Annotated in this window: 14 protein-coding genes; 7 read left to right on the forward strand and 7 right to left on the reverse strand. The window is 69.9% G+C overall.

The window, feature by feature from the left end; all coding sequences use genetic code 11:
- Positions 1-56 precede the first annotated feature (56 nt).
- Genes coaBC through RGD00_RS13835 form a run of 4 tightly spaced genes read left to right on the forward strand, consistent with a single transcriptional unit; the run spans position 57 to position 4,835 of the window.
- Entirely contained in the window at positions 57-1,253 is a 1,197-nt protein-coding gene (gene coaBC / locus RGD00_RS13820) for a bifunctional phosphopantothenoylcysteine decarboxylase/phosphopantothenate--cysteine ligase CoaBC (protein WP_310457928.1), read from the forward strand.
- Positions 1,250-1,717 (forward strand): dUTP diphosphatase, encoded by a 468-nt coding sequence (gene dut, locus RGD00_RS13825; protein WP_310457929.1) that lies wholly within the window; start codon positions 1,250-1,252, stop codon positions 1,715-1,717. Before coaBC ends, dut begins: the two co-directional genes overlap by 4 nt.
- Positions 1,718-1,719: 2 nt before the next feature.
- Entirely contained in the window at positions 1,720-2,790 is a 1,071-nt protein-coding gene (locus tag RGD00_RS13830) for a HesA/MoeB/ThiF family protein (RefSeq protein WP_310457930.1), read from the forward strand.
- A gap of 23 nt (positions 2,791-2,813) precedes the next feature.
- A complete protein-coding gene (locus RGD00_RS13835; protein WP_310457931.1) occupies positions 2,814-4,835 on the forward strand; it encodes a M3 family metallopeptidase in 2,022 nt (673 codons plus the stop codon).
- 78 nt (positions 4,836-4,913) lie between these two features.
- Here RGD00_RS13835 and RGD00_RS13840 read toward each other — a convergent pair whose 3' ends face one another.
- Positions 4,914-5,795 (reverse strand): cation diffusion facilitator family transporter, encoded by an 882-nt coding sequence (locus RGD00_RS13840; RefSeq protein ID WP_310457932.1) that lies wholly within the window; start codon positions 5,793-5,795, stop codon positions 4,914-4,916.
- Between the two features lie 66 nt (positions 5,796-5,861).
- Positions 5,862-6,407, reverse strand: a complete 546-nt coding sequence (locus RGD00_RS13845) for an SH3 domain-containing protein (protein WP_310457933.1) — start codon at positions 6,405-6,407, stop codon at positions 5,862-5,864.
- A 162-nt stretch (positions 6,408-6,569) separates the two neighbouring features.
- On the opposite strand from RGD00_RS13845, the gene RGD00_RS13850 reads away from it, so the two are divergent.
- Both RGD00_RS13850 and RGD00_RS13855 read left to right on the forward strand, forming a co-directional pair.
- Positions 6,570-7,556, forward strand: a complete 987-nt coding sequence (locus RGD00_RS13850; protein ID WP_310457934.1) for a 2-hydroxyacid dehydrogenase — start codon at positions 6,570-6,572, stop codon at positions 7,554-7,556.
- 149 nt (positions 7,557-7,705) lie between these two features.
- Entirely contained in the window at positions 7,706-8,044 is a 339-nt protein-coding gene (locus RGD00_RS13855; RefSeq protein ID WP_310457935.1) for an antibiotic biosynthesis monooxygenase family protein, read from the forward strand.
- A gap of 32 nt (positions 8,045-8,076) precedes the next feature.
- Here the strand turns inward: RGD00_RS13855 and RGD00_RS13860 are convergent, their stop codons facing one another.
- The 5 genes from RGD00_RS13860 to mnmC2 all read right to left on the reverse strand — a co-directional run bounded on the left by RGD00_RS13860 (position 8,077) and on the right by mnmC2 (position 13,548).
- Entirely contained in the window at positions 8,077-8,685 is a 609-nt protein-coding gene (locus tag RGD00_RS13860) for a hypothetical protein (RefSeq protein ID WP_310457936.1), read from the reverse strand.
- A 196-nt stretch (positions 8,686-8,881) separates the two neighbouring features.
- A complete protein-coding gene (uvrB, locus tag RGD00_RS13865; RefSeq protein WP_310457937.1) occupies positions 8,882-11,062 on the reverse strand; it encodes an excinuclease ABC subunit UvrB in 2,181 nt (726 codons plus the stop codon).
- 45 nt (positions 11,063-11,107) lie between these two features.
- Entirely contained in the window at positions 11,108-11,977 is an 870-nt protein-coding gene (locus tag RGD00_RS13870) for a DMT family transporter (protein ID WP_310457938.1), read from the reverse strand.
- Between the two features lie 3 nt (positions 11,978-11,980).
- Positions 11,981-12,859: a DMT family transporter gene (locus RGD00_RS13875; RefSeq protein ID WP_310457939.1), complete on the reverse strand. Its 879-nt coding sequence runs from the start codon at positions 12,857-12,859 to the stop codon at positions 11,981-11,983.
- Positions 12,856-13,548: a tRNA (5-methylaminomethyl-2-thiouridine)(34)-methyltransferase MnmC2 gene (gene mnmC2, locus RGD00_RS13880; RefSeq protein WP_425603419.1), complete on the reverse strand. Its 693-nt coding sequence runs from the start codon at positions 13,546-13,548 to the stop codon at positions 12,856-12,858. The genes RGD00_RS13875 and mnmC2 overlap by 4 nt, the downstream gene beginning before the upstream one ends.
- Positions 13,549-13,595: 47 nt before the next feature.
- On the opposite strand from mnmC2, the gene RGD00_RS13885 reads away from it, so the two are divergent.
- Positions 13,596-14,606 carry an NAD(P)/FAD-dependent oxidoreductase gene (locus RGD00_RS13885; RefSeq protein ID WP_310457941.1) on the forward strand — a complete coding sequence of 337 codons (1,011 nt, stop codon included), beginning with the start codon at positions 13,596-13,598 and terminating at the stop codon, positions 14,604-14,606.
- Positions 14,607-14,777 lie beyond the last annotated feature (171 nt).

A 14,777-nucleotide genomic window follows, 5' to 3' on the forward strand; every position in this document is an offset into this window, starting at 1 on the left:
TTGTCAGCGCCCCGCGCGCCGCCTAAAGCTGGGGACGGCGACACGAGGGGGCGGGCATGCTGGCCGGGCGGCGGATACTTCTGATCATCGGGGGCGGGATCGCCGCCTACAAATGCCTCGAACTGATCCGCCGGCTGCGCGATGCGGGCGCGGCGGTGGTGCCGGTGCTGACCCCGGGGGGCGAACAGTTCGTGACCCCCCTGTCGGTCGCCGCGTTGGCGGGCCACAAGGTCTATCGCGAGCTGTTCGACCTGACCGAAGAGGCCGAGATGGGCCATATCCAGCTGTCGCGCGCGGCCGACCTGCTGGTGGTGGCGCCGGCGACGGCGGATCTGATGGCGCGGATGGCGGGGGGGCAGGCGAACGATCTGGCCTCGACGCTGCTGCTGGCGACGGACAAGCGGGTGCTGGTGGCGCCGGCGATGAACGTGCGGATGTGGGATCACCCGGCGACCCGGCGCAATGTGGCGCGGCTGCGCGGCGATGGCGTGCTGGTGGTGGGCCCGGACGAGGGCGCGATGGCCTGCGGCGAATTCGGCCCGGGGCGGATGGCGGAACCGGCGGCGATCATGGCGGCCATCGGCGCGGCGCTTGGCGAGGGGCCGCTGAAGGGGCGGCATGTGGTGGTGACATCCGGCCCCACGCATGAACCCATCGACCCGGTGCGCTATATCGCCAACCGTTCGTCCGGCGCGCAGGGCACGGCCATCGCCGCCGCGCTGGCCGATCTGGGCGCGCGCGTGACCTTCGTCACTGGCCCCGCCAGCGTGCCGCCGCCGCAGGGGGTCAGCGTCGTGGCGGTCGAGACCGCGCGCGACATGCTGGCGGCGGTTCAGGCCGCGCTGCCCGCCGATGCGGCGGTGATGGCGGCGGCGGTGGCGGACTGGCGCGTGACCAATGCCGCCGGGTCCAAGATGAAGAAGGACGGCACCGGCCGCCTGCCCGCGCTGGAATTCGCCGAAAACCCCGACATTCTGGCGCAGGTCGCGCAGATGGCCGAGGGGCGGCCCCGGCTGGTGGTGGGCTTTGCCGCCGAAACCGATGACGTGATTGCCCATGCCACCGCGAAACGCGCGCGCAAGGGCTGCGACTGGATCGTGGCCAATGACGTCAGCCCCGCGACCGGCATCATGGGCGGGGCCGAAAACGCCGTGACGATCATCACCGCGGGCGGCGCCGATGTCTGGCCCCGCCTGCCCAAGGCAGAGGTCGCCCGCCGCCTTGCCGCGCGCATCGCCGGGGTGCTTGCATGATCCCGGTCGTCGCGGTGGTGTGGGACGAGGGCGCGGATACCGATGTGCCGCTGCCCGCCTATGCCACGTTGGGCGCCGCCGGGGCGGATGTGCGGGCGAACCTTGCGCCCGCCGACCGCGCCGCGGGCGTGACCTTGCAGCCGATGGAACGCCGGCTGATCCCCACCGGCCTGCGCATCGCCATCCCCCCGGGGTTCGAGGTGCAGGTGCGCCCAAGGTCCGGCCTGTCGCTGAAACACGGCATCACCCTGCCCAACACGCCGGGCACCATCGACAGCGACTATCGCGGGCCGCTCGGCGTGCCGATGGTCAATCTGGGGGCCGCGCCCTACACCATCCGCCACGGCGACCGGATCGCGCAGCTGGTGGTGGCCCCGGTGGTGCAGGCCCGCTTCGCCCCCGCCGACAGCCTGACCGAAACCGCGCGGGGCGCGGGGGGCTTCGGTTCCACCGGGCGGGGCTAGCGATGCTGGCGGTTCTCGCTGCGGCGGTGGCGATCTGGGGCATCGGCCATGTCATGGGCGCGCCCGCGCGGCGGCGGTGGGTGCTGATCGGCATCCTTTACGCCGCGGTGCTGCTGGCGCAGGTGGCGCTGCCCCCGGGCCATGCGCTGCGCACGGCCACCGGCGGGCGGGTGGAATACTGGCTGGTCGTCGGCGGGCTGGTGCTGCTGGTCGCGGGGTATCGCGCGGCGCTGGCCCGCCTGCGCGCCCGCGCGGCCCCGGCCGCCGCCCCGCCCGACCCGGCCCGGTTTACCGAGGCCGAACTCAACCGCTATGCCCGCCATATCCTGCTGCGCGAGATCGGCGGGCCGGGGCAACAGCGGTTGCGCGCGGCGCGGGTGCTGGTGGTGGGGGCGGGGGGGCTTGGCGCGCCGGTTCTGCTGTATCTGGCCGCCGCCGGGGTCGGCACGCTCGGCGTGATCGACGACGATGTGGTCGAGGGATCCAACCTGCAACGCCAGATCATCCACACCGACGCCCGGATCGGCCTGCCCAAGGTCCGGTCCGCCGCCACCGCCGTCGCCGCGCTGAACCCCTTCGTCACCCTGCGCCCCTATCAGCGCCGCCTGACGGCAGCGATCGCGGCGGATCTTTTCGCCGACTACGACCTGATCCTCGACGGCACCGACAATTTCGACACCCGCGAACTGGTCAACCGCGCCGCCGTGGCCGCGGGCAAGCCCTTGATCTCGGCGGCCATCGCGCAGTGGGAAGGGCAGTTGAGCCTTTACGATCCCGCGCGGGGCGGGCCCTGCCTTGCCTGCGTCTTTCCCGTGCGCCCCGCCCCCGGTCTAGTGCCGACCTGCGCCGAGGCGGGTGTGGCCGCGCCGCTGCCCGGTGTGCTCGGGTCCATGATGGCGATGGAGGCGGTCAAGCATATCACCGGCGCGGGGCAGGGGCTGCGCGGGCGGCTGGTGATCCACGATGCGCTTTACGCCGAAACCCGCACCATCGCCACGAAACCCCGCCCCGGCTGCCCCGTCTGCGGCCATCTGCACCCCGCGCCTCTGGACCCCGGCGGGGTGCGCGCCTAGCTTGGGTGGCAAAGGAGACCCCGATGCCGCACAACCCGCTGCTTGCCCCCTGGACCACGCCCTTCGCGCTGCCCCCCTTCGACGCGATCCGCGACGCCGATTTCGCCCCCGCCTTCGACGCCGCGCTGGCCGAGGCGCGCGCCAATGTCGCCGCCATCGCGGACAATCCCGATGCGCCGACCTATGCCAACACCATCGCCGCGCTGGAACTGGCCGAAGAGACGCTCGACCGGGTGGCGGGGGTGTTCTACAACCTCGCCGGGGCCGACAGCACGCCCGCGCGCGAGGCGTTGCAGCGCGACCTTGCGCCCCGGCTGGCGGCGTTTTCGTCGGAAATCACCATGAACCCGGCGCTTTTCGCGCGCATCGCGGCACTGTGGGACGGGCGCGATGCGCTTGGGCTCGATGCCGAACAGGCGCGGGTGCTGATGCTGTACCGGCGCATGTTCCTGCGCGCGGGCGCGGCCTTGCAGGGCGCGGCGGCGGACCGGATGAAGGCGGTGAAGGAACGGCTGGCGGTTCTGGGCACCACCTTTGCGCAGAACCTGCTGGCCGACGAACGCGACTGGTTCATGGATCTGGCCGAGGGCGATCTGGACGGGCTGCCGGATTTCGTGATCGAATCCGCCCGTGCCGCGGGGGCCGAACGGGGCCGGCCCGGGGCGGTGGTGACGCTGAACCGTTCGCTCATCGTACCGTTTTTGCAATTTTCCCCCCGCCGCGACCTGCGCCAGCGCGCCTATGCCGCCTGGGCGGCGCGGGGCGCGAACGGGAACGACCATGACAACCGGGCGATCGCGGCCGAAATCCTTGCGCTGCGGGCCGAACGGGCGGGGCTGCTCGGGTTCCCCGATTTCGCCAGCTACAAGCTGGAAACCGAAATGGCCAAGACCCCGGCGGCGGTGCGCGATCTGCTGATGCAGGTCTGGGCGCCCGCCCGCGCGAAGGCAGAGGCGGATGCGGCGGTGCTGGAACGGATGTTGCATGCCGACGGCATCAACGGCGCGCTGGAGCCCTGGGACTGGCGCTATTATTCCGACCGCCGGCGCAAGGCGGAATTCGACCTCGATGAAGCCGCGGTGAAGCCCTATCTGTCGCTGGATGCGATGATCGCGGCGGCCTTCGACGTGGCGCACCGGCTGTTCGGGCTGGATTTCCGCCCGCTGGACGTGCCGCTCTATCACGCGGATGCGCGGGCGTGGGAGGTGACGCGGAACGGCCGCCATATGGCGGTGTTCGTCGGGGATTATTTCGCCCGGCCCTCCAAACGCTCGGGCGCGTGGTGTTCGACCTTCCGCAGCCAGCGCAAACTGGGGGGCGAGGTGCGGCCCGTCGTGGTCAATGTCTGCAACTTCGCCAAGGGCGCGCCCGCGCTGCTGAGCTGGGACGACGCGACGACGCTGTTCCACGAATTCGGCCATGCGCTGCACCAGATGCTGTCGGATGTGACGCATGGGTTCGTGTCCGGCACCTCGGTCGCGCGCGATTTCGTGGAACTGCCGAGCCAGTTGTTCGAACACTGGCTGGAGGTTCCGGCGGTGCTGGATGCCCATGCCCGCCACTGGCAGACGGGCGCGCCGATGCCCGCCGGGCTGCGCGACAGGCTGCTGGCGGCGGCGACCTGGGATCAGGGGTTCGCGACGGTGGAATATGTGGCCTCGGCGCTGGTGGATCTGGCGTTCCACGAAGGCCCGCCGCCCGCCGATCCGATGGCGCGGCAGGCCGAGGTTCTGGCCGGGATCGGCATGCCCCCCGCCATCCGCATGCGCCACGCGACGCCGCATTTCGCGCATGTGTTCTCGGGCGACGGCTATTCGGCCGGGTATTACAGCTACATGTGGTCAGAGGTGATGGACGCCGACGCCTTCGCCGCCTTCACCGAGGCGGGCGACCCCTTCGCGCCGGATGTCGCGGCGCGGCTGGAACGCCACATCCTGTCCGCCGGCGGATCGGAGGAACCCGACACGCTCTACACCGCGTTCCGGGGCCGTATGCCGGGGGTCGAGGCGCTGCTGAAGGGCCGGGGGCTGTTGGACGCGGCGTAGGGGCAAGCCTTTCGCCGGGCTGGCGATGGCCTCTCCGTTTCTCCCGGCATCACCGCCCGGCCCGGCGATGGTGTGCCCCTACCTGCCCGCCACATCCTTGTGGATGATCACATCGGCCTGCGGATAGGCGGCGATGATCGCGCGGCGCAGGCCGGCGCCGATGGCATGGGCCTCTTCCAGCGTCTGTTCGCCGTCCAGTTCGATATGCAGGTGGACGAAAAGGCGGCTTCCCGCGGTGCGGGTCTTGAGGTCGTGCCAGCCGCGCACCCCGGGCCAGCCGTCGGCGATGCGGCCGATGCCGGCAAGGGTTTCGGGGTCCGCGCCGCGGTCCATCAGCGCGTCCCATGCGCCGCGGCCGATCCCCGCCGCGCCGCGCAGCATGACCGCCGCCGCCACCAGCGCCACCACGCTGTCCACCTGCCACAGCCCCCACCGGGCCGAGGCGAAAAGGGCGGCCAGCGCGCCGAGCGTGGGCAAGAGGTCGCCCAGATAATGCAACCGGTCCGCCGCCACCACGCGGCTGCCGGTCGCCCGCGCGACCCGCCCCTGCCAGATCACCAGCCCGAGCGTCAGCGCCGCCGATACCGCCATGGCCGCCATCCCGGGCAGTTCGGCGGCCAGCGCCTCTGCCCGCCCTGCCGCCAGCCGGCTGACCGCCCCGACCGCGATTCCCACGGCGGCGGCGGCGATGAACAGCGCCTGCCCGAGTGCGGCCAGATCCTCGACGGATGTATGGCCGAAGGCGTGATCCTCGTCCGCAGGCCGGGCGGCGTAAAGGATCGCCGCCATCGCCCCCACCGACACCAGCAGGTCGAGCGCGCTGTCCGCCGCAGAGGCCGCCACCGACAGCGCCCCCGTCGCCCACAGCGCCCAGAGCTTGACCGCCACCAGCACCAGCGCCACCGAGAGGGAGGCGATGGCGGCGGTCAGGTTCAGGCGGGTGGGATCCTTGGGCGCCATCGCATTCCCCGGGGCGGCGGTTTGCGCGCGTTCTGGCGCAGCCCGCCCCCGCGTGCAACGGCAAATTCAGTCGATGGTCTCGTCCGCGCCGACGCCCCAGATCGAGGTCTTGGCCATCCACCCGCGCTGCCCCTCGCGCGAGATGCGGCACCAGTCTGGCAGGCATTCGAGGATCGCGGCGACCACGCCGATTTCCGCCCGCGCCACCACGTCCGACCGCGGATCGGGCCGGGCATGGATCGCCGCCAGATCCTCTATCACCAGCACGGTGCGGTTGCCCGACAGCAGCGAATAATGCACCCAGCCGCCCGCGCCCTCGGCATCCTCGACCCGGCGCCAGTGTTCGTATTCGGCGGTGATTCGCAGCGGCATGCCGGGGCGGGTGAACACCCAGTCGATGCGGTGGTCCAGCCCCGGGCCGCGCCGCGCATTCCCCTCGGAGGTCTTGAGCGACACGAACCGCGGCAGCGGCAGGCCCGTCACCGGCCCGGTGCTGCGCAGGATCACGGCGGGGGCGGCGGTTTCCGTGCTGTCGGCCAAAGCACCGGTCGCCGGTGTCATCGCGGCGACAAGGGCCACCAGCAGGCCCGCCCGGAATACTGGCATTCGCATGTCCACGCCTGTCCCTTCGCGCCGGGGTGCCGCTGCGCCCCGGCCAAACTGCCCGGCAGGACGGTCTTTTCGCCGCTTCCTGCCGCCGCGGCTTGTATGCGCCGCGGCCTTGAGCCAACGTGCCAGCAACAGGCCCGTTTGGAAAGTGCAGGGAGGTGCGTGATGCCCGCAAGGCGGCTGAGTGTTGTCGTGACGCGACGGTTGCCCGAGGTCGTCGAGACCCGGATGAAGGAATTGTTCGACGTCGATCTGCGCGACCCGGACGACCGCATGGGCAGGGACGATCTGGTGGCCGCGATGCAGCGCGCCGATGTGCTGGTGCCCTGCGTGACCGACATGATCGACGCGGGCATGCTGGCGCAGGCGGGCCAGCGGCTCAAGCTGATCGCGAACTATGGCGCGGGGGTGGATCATATCGACGTGGCCTCTGCCCGCCAGCGGGGGATTCTGGTCTCTAACACCCCCGGCGTGCTGACCGAGGACACCGCCGACATGACCATGGCGCTGATGCTCGCCGTGCTGCGCCGGATCCCCGAGGGGCTGGCGGAAATGCAGGCGGGCGAATGGCGGGGCTGGTCGCCGATGGCGCATCTGGGCCATCGCGTGGGCGGGCGGCGGCTCGGCATCCTCGGCATGGGGCGGATCGGGCAGGCGGTGGCGCGGCGGGCGCGTGCTTTCGGCATGCAGATCCACTACCACAACCGCCGCCGCGTGCATGCCGCGATCGAGCAGGAACTGGAGGCGACCTATTGGGAAAGCCTCGACCAGATGATCGCGCGGATGGACGTGATCTCGATCAACTGCCCGCATACGCCCTCGACCTTCCACCTGCTGAACGCGCGGCGGCTGCGGCTGCTGAAACCCACGGCGGTGATCGTGAACACCAGCCGCGGCGAGGTGATCGACGAGAACGCCCTGACCCGCGGCCTGCGCGCGGCCGAGATCGGCGGGGCGGGCCTTGACGTTTTCGAACATGGGGCCGAGATCAACCCCCGCCTGAGGGAGCTGCCGAATGTGGTTTTGCTGCCTCACATGGGGTCGGCCACGATCGAGGGGCGGGTCGAGATGGGGGAAAAGGTGATCCTCAACATCAAGACCTTCGCCGATGGCCACCGGCCGCCGGATCTGGTGGTGCCCGGGATGCTTTGACCGCGATGCCCTGACGCCCGGCGGCGGTGCGGGCGGATGGGGCGGCGGCCTCCGGCGGGGATATTTGGGTCACGGTGAACCGCAGGCGTCGTGCCGCTTTGGCGCCGGCGCGATCCGTGGCAGGATGATGGGCGCAAGGAGGGCCCGCCATGCTGCACATCACCCGCGATTTCCCCGGCCAGACCGTCATCACCACCTTCGAGACCTCGCCCGGCCTGTGCGCCGACCTGCTGGACGCGCTGGTCGAGGCCTATGCGGATTTCATCCGCCACCAGCCCGGCTTCCTGTCGGCCGCGCTGCATGTGAACGACGCCCAGACCCGGATCGCCAACTATTCCCGCTGGCGCCGGCGCGAGGATTTCCAGGCCATGCTGCGCAGCCCCGAGATGCGGGTGCGCAACCGGCGGTTCATGGAGCTTTGTTCGCGCTTCGAGCCGGTGATGTACGAGGTGGCCGAGGTGGTGGGCGCGCCGGAAAGCGCGGGCTGACGAAGCCGCTTGCCGGTGTTGCGGCGCAGCACTCAGAATGCGTCTTTCTTGGACTTGTTTTCGCCTGCCTTTACGGCAGCCAGGATGTCGGACCAGTTCGGTCCCTCATAGGTCATGATCAGAACACCCTCGCCCCGGCGGATGCCCTTGATCTGTAGCCCGATGGTCGTGGCAGGGGCGCCGACATCCCAGACGGACATCCAGATACCGCATCCGTCATAGCCGAGGCACTGGTAGAACTCGTCCCGGTCTTTCCAGAGTTTCACCCCGGTCCGTTCCATGTTGTTCGAAGGCTTGCCGTATTTTTCGGTCAGAATGGCTTTCAACTCGTCGTATTTCTCTTTCCCGCGGGATCCGTAGGCATCCCCTTCGATGGGAGTGGAGAACCAGATGACCCGGCCCATGCCGTGATCGGGGTCGACGGCCACAAGAAGAACGTCCGTATCCGGCGGCGTGACCGGCGCGCGTGTGGCGCGGAAGCTGCTGAGGCGGCCCCAGAGGGGTTCGGCACTCGGGACGACTCCGAGCGCCTCCTGTACCTCTGCCGCAGAGGCGCCCCATGTCAGACCGAAGGGGGCAGCGACTTCCTGTGCATGGGCGGAGGTCACGAACAGGAAGGCGATGAGGGCGCGCAGGAACATGGTTTACTCCGGTACTTCGCCGCCAGTATCCATGGCCGGGGTTAACAGTCAATGAACGCCGGTTGCGGGATGCCGCGGGACGCTGTGGCGTGTCCCCGAGGGCGCAAGACCCCGCCCGGGGCGGTGCAATCGGCATCGCAGCGCGAGGGCGATAACCTTCGCCAGCCGCGGCAGCGGGGGCGGATGCCCATGCGCCCTAACGTTTCCGCCGTTTGTTGCCGCCCCTTTGCCCCGCGCGGCCGGCGGTCGAGCGGCCGGAGGATTTCACCGCATCCTCCACCGCCTCTTCCACCGCCGACTGGCGGGCGAGCGGGTCGTCGGCCACGGCAAGCTCCACCGCCTCCAGCCGCTTGATCTCGTCGCGCAGGTGGGCCGCTTCCTCGAATTCCAGGTTCTCGGCCGCCTTGCGCATATCCAACCTCAGCGCGTCCAGATGCGCCGCCAGATTGGCCCCGACCAGCGGTTTCCCGACCTTTGCGGTGACGCGCGACATGTCGGTGTCGCCCTGCCAGAGGCCGGCCAGAACATCCTCGACATTCTTCTTCACCGTTTCGGGGGTGATGCCGTGTTCGGTGTTGTAGGCGATCTGCTTTTCGCGCCGCCGGTTCGTTTCGCGCAGGGCGCGTTCCATGCTGCCGGTGATGCTGTCGGCATACATGATCACCCGGCCCTCGGCGTTGCGCGCGGCGCGCCCGATGGTCTGGATCAGCGAGGTTTCGGACCGCAGGAAGCCCTCCTTGTCCGCATCGAGGATCGCCACCAGCCCGCATTCGGGGATGTCGAGCCCCTCGCGCAGCAGGTTGATGCCCACCAGCACGTCGAAGGCGCCGAGCCGCAGGTCGCGCAGGATCTCGATCCGTTCGATCGTGTCGATGTCGCTGTGCATGTAGCGCACGCGGATGCCCTGTTCGTGCAGGTATTCGGTCAGATCCTCCGCCATCCGCTTGGTCAGCGTGGTGCAGAGCGTGCGCAGCCCCCGCGCGGCGACGTGGCGCACCTCGTCCAGCAGGTCGTCGACCTGGGTGGTGACGGGGCGGATTTCGACCATGGGGTCCAGCAGGCCGGTGGGGCGGATCACCTGTTCGGCAAAGACGCCGCCGGCCTGTTCCAGTTCCCATTTCGCGGGGGTGGCAGAGACGAACACCGATTGCGGGCGCATCGCGTCCCATTCCTCGAACTTGAGGGGTCGGTTGTCCATGCACGATGGCAGGCGGAACCCGTGTTCGGCCAGCGTGAACTTGCGCCGGTAGTCGCCTTTGTACATGCCGCCGATCTGCGGCACGGTGACGTGGGATTCGTCGGCAAAGACGATGGCGTGGTCGGGGATGAACTCGAACAGCGTCGGCGGCGGCTCGCCCGGGGCGCGGCCCGTCAGGTAGCGCGAATAGTTCTCGATCCCGTTGCAGACGCCGGTCGCCTCGAGCATTTCCAGATCGAAGTTGGTGCGCTGTTCCAGCCGCTGCGCCTCCAAGAGCTTGCCTTCCTCGTTCAACTGCTTGAGGCGCTGGAACAGTTCCGCCTTGATGCCCTTGATCGCCTGTTGCAGCGTCGGGCGCGGGGTGACGTAGTGGCTGTTGGCATAGATGCGGATCTGCTGGAAGCTGTCGGTCTTCGCCCCCGTCAGCGGGTCGAATTCGGTAATGGATTCGAGTTCCTCGCCGAAGAAGGAAAACCGCCATGCGCGGTCTTCGAGGTGCGCGGGCCAGACTTCGACGACATCGCCGCGCACCCGGAACATGCCGCGGTGAAAAGCGGCCTCGTTGCGTTTGTACTGCTGCGCCACCAGTTCGCGGATGAATTCGCGCTGGTCGTAGAACCGGCCCACGGCAAGATCCTGGGTCATGGCCGAATAGGTCTCGACCGAGCCGATGCCGTAGATGCAGCTGACCGAGGCGACGATGATCACGTCGTCGCGTTCCAGAAGCGCCCGTGTGGCCGAGTGGCGCATCCGGTCGATCTGTTCGTTGATCTGGCTTTCCTTCTCGATATAGGTGTCGGTGCGCGCGACATAGGCCTCGGGCTGGTAGTAGTCGTAGTAGGATACGAAGTATTCGACCGCGTTGTCGGGGAAGAAGCCCTTGAATTCGCCGTAGAGTTGCGCCGCCAGCGTCTTGTTGGGCGCAAGGATGATGGCCGGGCGCTGCGTTTCCTCGATCACCTTGGCCATGGTGAAGGTCTTGCCGGTGCCGGTCGCGCCCAGAAGCACCTGGTTCTGTTCGCCCCCCCGCACGCCCGATGCCAGTTCGGCGATGGCCGTGGGCTGGTCGCCTGCGGGCTTGAAGGGCGTGTGCATGACGAAGGGCCGGCCGCCCTCCAGCTTGGGGCGCGTCAGCACGTCGGGGCGAAGCTGCGGGGCGTTGGTCGTGTTGTGGGGCATGGCGATTCCTCTGGCCCCAGAAGGATGGGGGTTGCGGCGGCAGGTTCAAGGGCGCCGGCGCCTGCCGAGCAACGCGGTGGTCAATCCCGCCGCGACGACCACCGCCGCCCCGGCAAAGACGTTGAGCCCGGGACGTTCGTGGAACACGCCGATGCCGATCACGATGCCGAACACCAGTTGCAGATAGGTGAAGGGCTGGATCGCGTTCGGCGGCGCCGCGGCGTAGGACCGGATCATCAGCCAGTGCCCGGCGATGGTGGTGCAGCAGAGAACGCCCATCCATCCCCAGTCGGGCGCCGACATCGGCTCCATGAACCAGATCCCCGCCAGCGTCATGGTGATCCCGCCGCCCATGCCGGTCCAGAAGAACGATATCGTCTGGCTGTCGCGGCGCGATACGATCCGGGTCAGGATGACATAGACTGCGGTGCAGCATGCCGCCGTCAGCGGCAGCAGCGCGGCCGGCGCAAAGACGCCCATGCCGGGTTGCAGGATGACCAGCACGCCGACGAACCCCGCGGCGACCCCCGCCCAGATCACCGGCGTCGCCCGTTCGCCCAGGATCGGGCCGGACAGGGCGACGACGATCAGCGGCGTGCTCATCAGCAGGGCATGCGTTTCGATCAGGCCCAGAAGGACGAAGCCCTGCACCGCGATGCAGGTCGCCAGCACCAGCACCGCGCCGCGCAGGAATTGCAGCACCGGATAGGCGCAGCGCACGGCCGCGCGCAGCCCGCCCGGCTGGCGCGCCGTCAGCGCGGTGACGAAGGCGGCAAAGCCCCAGTAGCGCAGCATCATCACCATGATGACGTTGTATTCGCTGGCCAGATGGCGCGAGATGCCGTCCTGCGTGGCAAAGATGAAGGTGGCGCAGACCATGAACAGGATGCCATGGCGCAGGTTCTGTTCGGTCATCCTCTACCCCCGCCGGGACTGGAGCTTGCGCGTGCGCAGCAGGGTGAAAAGGCCCGCGCCGACCACCACCAGCGCGCCGATGGCGACATTGGGGGCGATGGTTTCGCCGAACACGGTGGTGCCGAGGATGGCGATGAACACCAGTTGCAGGAAGGAAAAGGGCTGCACGGCGCTGGCCTCCGCCACTTCGTAGGCGCGGATCAGCAGCCAGTGGCCCAGCACCGCGCTGCAACACAGCACCGCCATCCAGCCCCAGTCCCGCGGCGCCATCGGTTCCCAGAACCACATGCCGATCACCGTGGCGGTGATGGCGCCGGAAACCCCGGTCCAGAAAAAGCTGACCTGCGCGCTGTCGCCGCGCGCGACATAGCGGGTCAGCAGGCCGTAAAGCGCGAACAGCAGCGCCGCCAGCAGGGGGAAGATCGCGGCGGGCGAGAACACCCGCATCCCCGGTTGCAGGATGATCAGCACGCCGGCGAAACCGATCGCGATCGCCGTCCAGCGCCGCCAGCCGACCCGCTCGCCCAGGATCGGCCCCGACAGCGCGGCGACGAGAAGGGGATAGCAGGTGAAGATCGAATGCGTCTCGATCAGCCCCAGAAGGACGAAGCCCATGACCACCACGCCGACCTCTGTCACCACCACGATCCCGCGCAGCCATTGCAGCACCGGATAGCGCGGCCGCAGGGCGGCGTGCAGGCCCCCGGGCTGGCGCGCGGTCAGCGCCACGACGAACAGCGCGAAGAACCAGAAGCGGATCATCACCACCATGAAGACGTTGTATTCCTCGACCAGATGGCGCGAGAGGCCGTCCTGCATGGCGAAGATGAAGGTGGTGGCGATCATCAGCAGAATGCCGAGGCGGGTGTTCTGGCGGGTCATGTCGGGTCCAGGATGCCGCGCGTCATGTGGCGCTTGCTGCCGAAGCCGGGCGCGCGGGTGACGGCAAAGCCCGCGGCCTGCAACGCCCGGCGGACATGGCCCGCGGCGGTATAGGTGGCGAGCGTGCCGCCCGGCGCGGTGTGGCGGGCGACCTCGGCCAGCAGCGCCTCGCCCCAAAGTTCGGGGTTCTTGGCGGGGGAAAAGCCGTCGAGGAACCAGGCATCCGCCCGCCCCCCCCACGCCGGCAGGCGGGTGCGGGCGTCGCCCAACAGGATCTCGGCCGTGATCCCGGGCAGGTCGATGGCGATGCGGCCGGCGGGGGCCACGGGCCATTGCGCCGCCAGCATCGCCGCCGTCCCGGCCAGTACCGGGAAGGCCGACAGCGCGCGGGCGATGGCGGGGGCGGGCAGGGGGAAGGCCTCGAAACTGGTGTAGCGCAGGCGGCCGGGGCGGCCGGTGGCGGCCCATGCGGCCTGCACCGCCAGCAGGTTGAGCCCGGTGCCGAAGCCCAGTTCCGCCACCGCGAACCCGTCGCGGAACCGTTCGGGCAGGCCGTTTCCGGCCAGGAACACATGGCGCGTTTCGGCAAGCCCGCCTTGCAGCGAGAAATACGGGTCGTCGAACCGCCGCGCCACCGGGATCACCGTGTCGCGCCAGTCGAGGTCGGGGCTCTGGCAGGGAATGGGCATCTGGAATAGGTCTGATTCGGGCGCGATCATGGGCGAGGGGACGGGGAATGGCAACGCCGGATCTGACGGTGATGGGGGCGGGCGTGTTCGGCCTGTCGGTGGCCTGGGCGGCGGCGCGGCGGGGTGCACGGGTGCGGGTGATCGACCCGCATGACCCGGGGGCGGGGGCGAGCGGCGGCCTCGTCGGCGCGCTGGCCCCGCATGTGCCCGAACAGTGGAACGAAAAGAAGCAGTTTCAACTGGAAAGCCTGCTGATGGCGGCGGGTTGGTGGGCCGGGGTCGCGGCGGCGGGGGGCGTCGATCCCGGCCATGCCCGGGTGGGGCGGTGGCAGCCGCTGGCCGATGCCCGGGCGGTCGAACAGGCGCGGGCGCGGGCCGCGGGGGCGGCGGCGCTGTGGCGGGGGGCGGCGGACTGGCGTGTGGTTCCGGCGGCGCAGGGCGGTTGGGCGCCGCCCGCCCCCTCGGGCTGGATGGTCGAGGATACGCTGTCGGCGCGGCTCAGCCCCCGGCGGGGCGTGGCGGCGCTGGTCGCGGCGATCCGCGCGCGGGGGGGCGAAGTGCTGGCCGACGGCGCGGCGGCGGGCCCGGTGGTCTGGGCGACCGGGGCGGCGGGGCTGCGCGCGATGGGCGCGGGCGACGGGGTGAAGGGGCAGGCGCTGGCGCTGCGCCTCAACGCCGCGGACCGGCCGCAGATCTATGCGGATGGCCTGCATATCGTGCCCCATGCCGACGGGACGGTGGCGATCGGATCCACCAGCGAGCGGGTCTATGACGCGCCCGACACGGTGGACGGGCAACTCGACGCGCTGCATGCCCGGGCGGTGGCGCTGCTGCCCTGCCTCGCCGGTGCGCCGGTCGTCGCGCGTTGGGCGGGCGAACGGCCCCGCGCGAAAAGCCGCGCGCCGCTCTTGGGTCCATGGCCGGGCCGGGCGGGGCATTTCGTCGCCAACGGCGGCTTCAAGATCGGCTTCGGCGTGGCGCCGAAGGTGGGCGAGGTCATGGCCGATCTGGTGCTGGACGGGCGCGATGCGATCCCCGAAGGGTTCCGCACGGGGTAGGGGGCCTGTTGCGCCTCTTCCCGGCGACGGGCCGATTGGAGAGTGCGGGGGCCTCCGGCGGGGATATTTGGATCCAGCCTGAAGATCAGCCGCGCCTCTCTTCATTTTCTGTCCAGAAATATCCCCGCCGGAGGCGCATCTATCCGTCCGGCCGACCGCCCGAAAAAAGGC

The organism is Ruixingdingia sedimenti, from assembly GCF_031432425.1.
Taxonomy (GTDB): domain Bacteria; phylum Pseudomonadota; class Alphaproteobacteria; order Rhodobacterales; family Rhodobacteraceae; genus Ruixingdingia; species Ruixingdingia sedimenti.

Bases quoted from the DNA above. Each gene is read 5' to 3' on its own strand.
- RGD00_RS13840 (WP_310457932.1), bottom strand. From the start codon at position 5,795: ATGGCGCCCAAGGATCCCACCCGCCTGAACCTGACCGCCGCCATCGCC.
- RGD00_RS13835 (WP_310457931.1), top strand. From the start codon at position 2,814: ATGCCGCACAACCCGCTGCTTGCCCCCTGGACCACGCCCTTCGCGCTG.
- uvrB (WP_310457937.1), bottom strand. From the start codon at position 11,062: ATGCCCCACAACACGACCAACGCCCCGCAGCTTCGCCCCGACGTGCTG.
- RGD00_RS13860 (WP_310457936.1), bottom strand. From the start codon at position 8,685: ATGTTCCTGCGCGCCCTCATCGCCTTCCTGTTCGTGACCTCCGCCCAT.
- RGD00_RS13885 (WP_310457941.1), top strand. From the start codon at position 13,596: ATGGCAACGCCGGATCTGACGGTGATGGGGGCGGGCGTGTTCGGCCTG.
- RGD00_RS13830 (WP_310457930.1), top strand. From the start codon at position 1,720: ATGCTGGCGGTTCTCGCTGCGGCGGTGGCGATCTGGGGCATCGGCCAT.
- RGD00_RS13855 (WP_310457935.1), top strand. From the start codon at position 7,706: ATGCTGCACATCACCCGCGATTTCCCCGGCCAGACCGTCATCACCACC.
- RGD00_RS13870 (WP_310457938.1), bottom strand. From the start codon at position 11,977: ATGACCGAACAGAACCTGCGCCATGGCATCCTGTTCATGGTCTGCGCC.
- mnmC2 (WP_425603419.1), bottom strand. From the start codon at position 13,548: ATGCCCATTCCCTGCCAGAGCCCCGACCTCGACTGGCGCGACACGGTG.
- RGD00_RS13875 (WP_310457939.1), bottom strand. From the start codon at position 12,859: ATGACCCGCCAGAACACCCGCCTCGGCATTCTGCTGATGATCGCCACC.
- dut (WP_310457929.1), top strand. From the start codon at position 1,250: ATGATCCCGGTCGTCGCGGTGGTGTGGGACGAGGGCGCGGATACCGAT.
- RGD00_RS13850 (WP_310457934.1), top strand. From the start codon at position 6,570: ATGCCCGCAAGGCGGCTGAGTGTTGTCGTGACGCGACGGTTGCCCGAG.
- coaBC (WP_310457928.1), top strand. From the start codon at position 57: ATGCTGGCCGGGCGGCGGATACTTCTGATCATCGGGGGCGGGATCGCC.
- RGD00_RS13845 (WP_310457933.1), bottom strand. From the start codon at position 6,407: ATGCGAATGCCAGTATTCCGGGCGGGCCTGCTGGTGGCCCTTGTCGCC.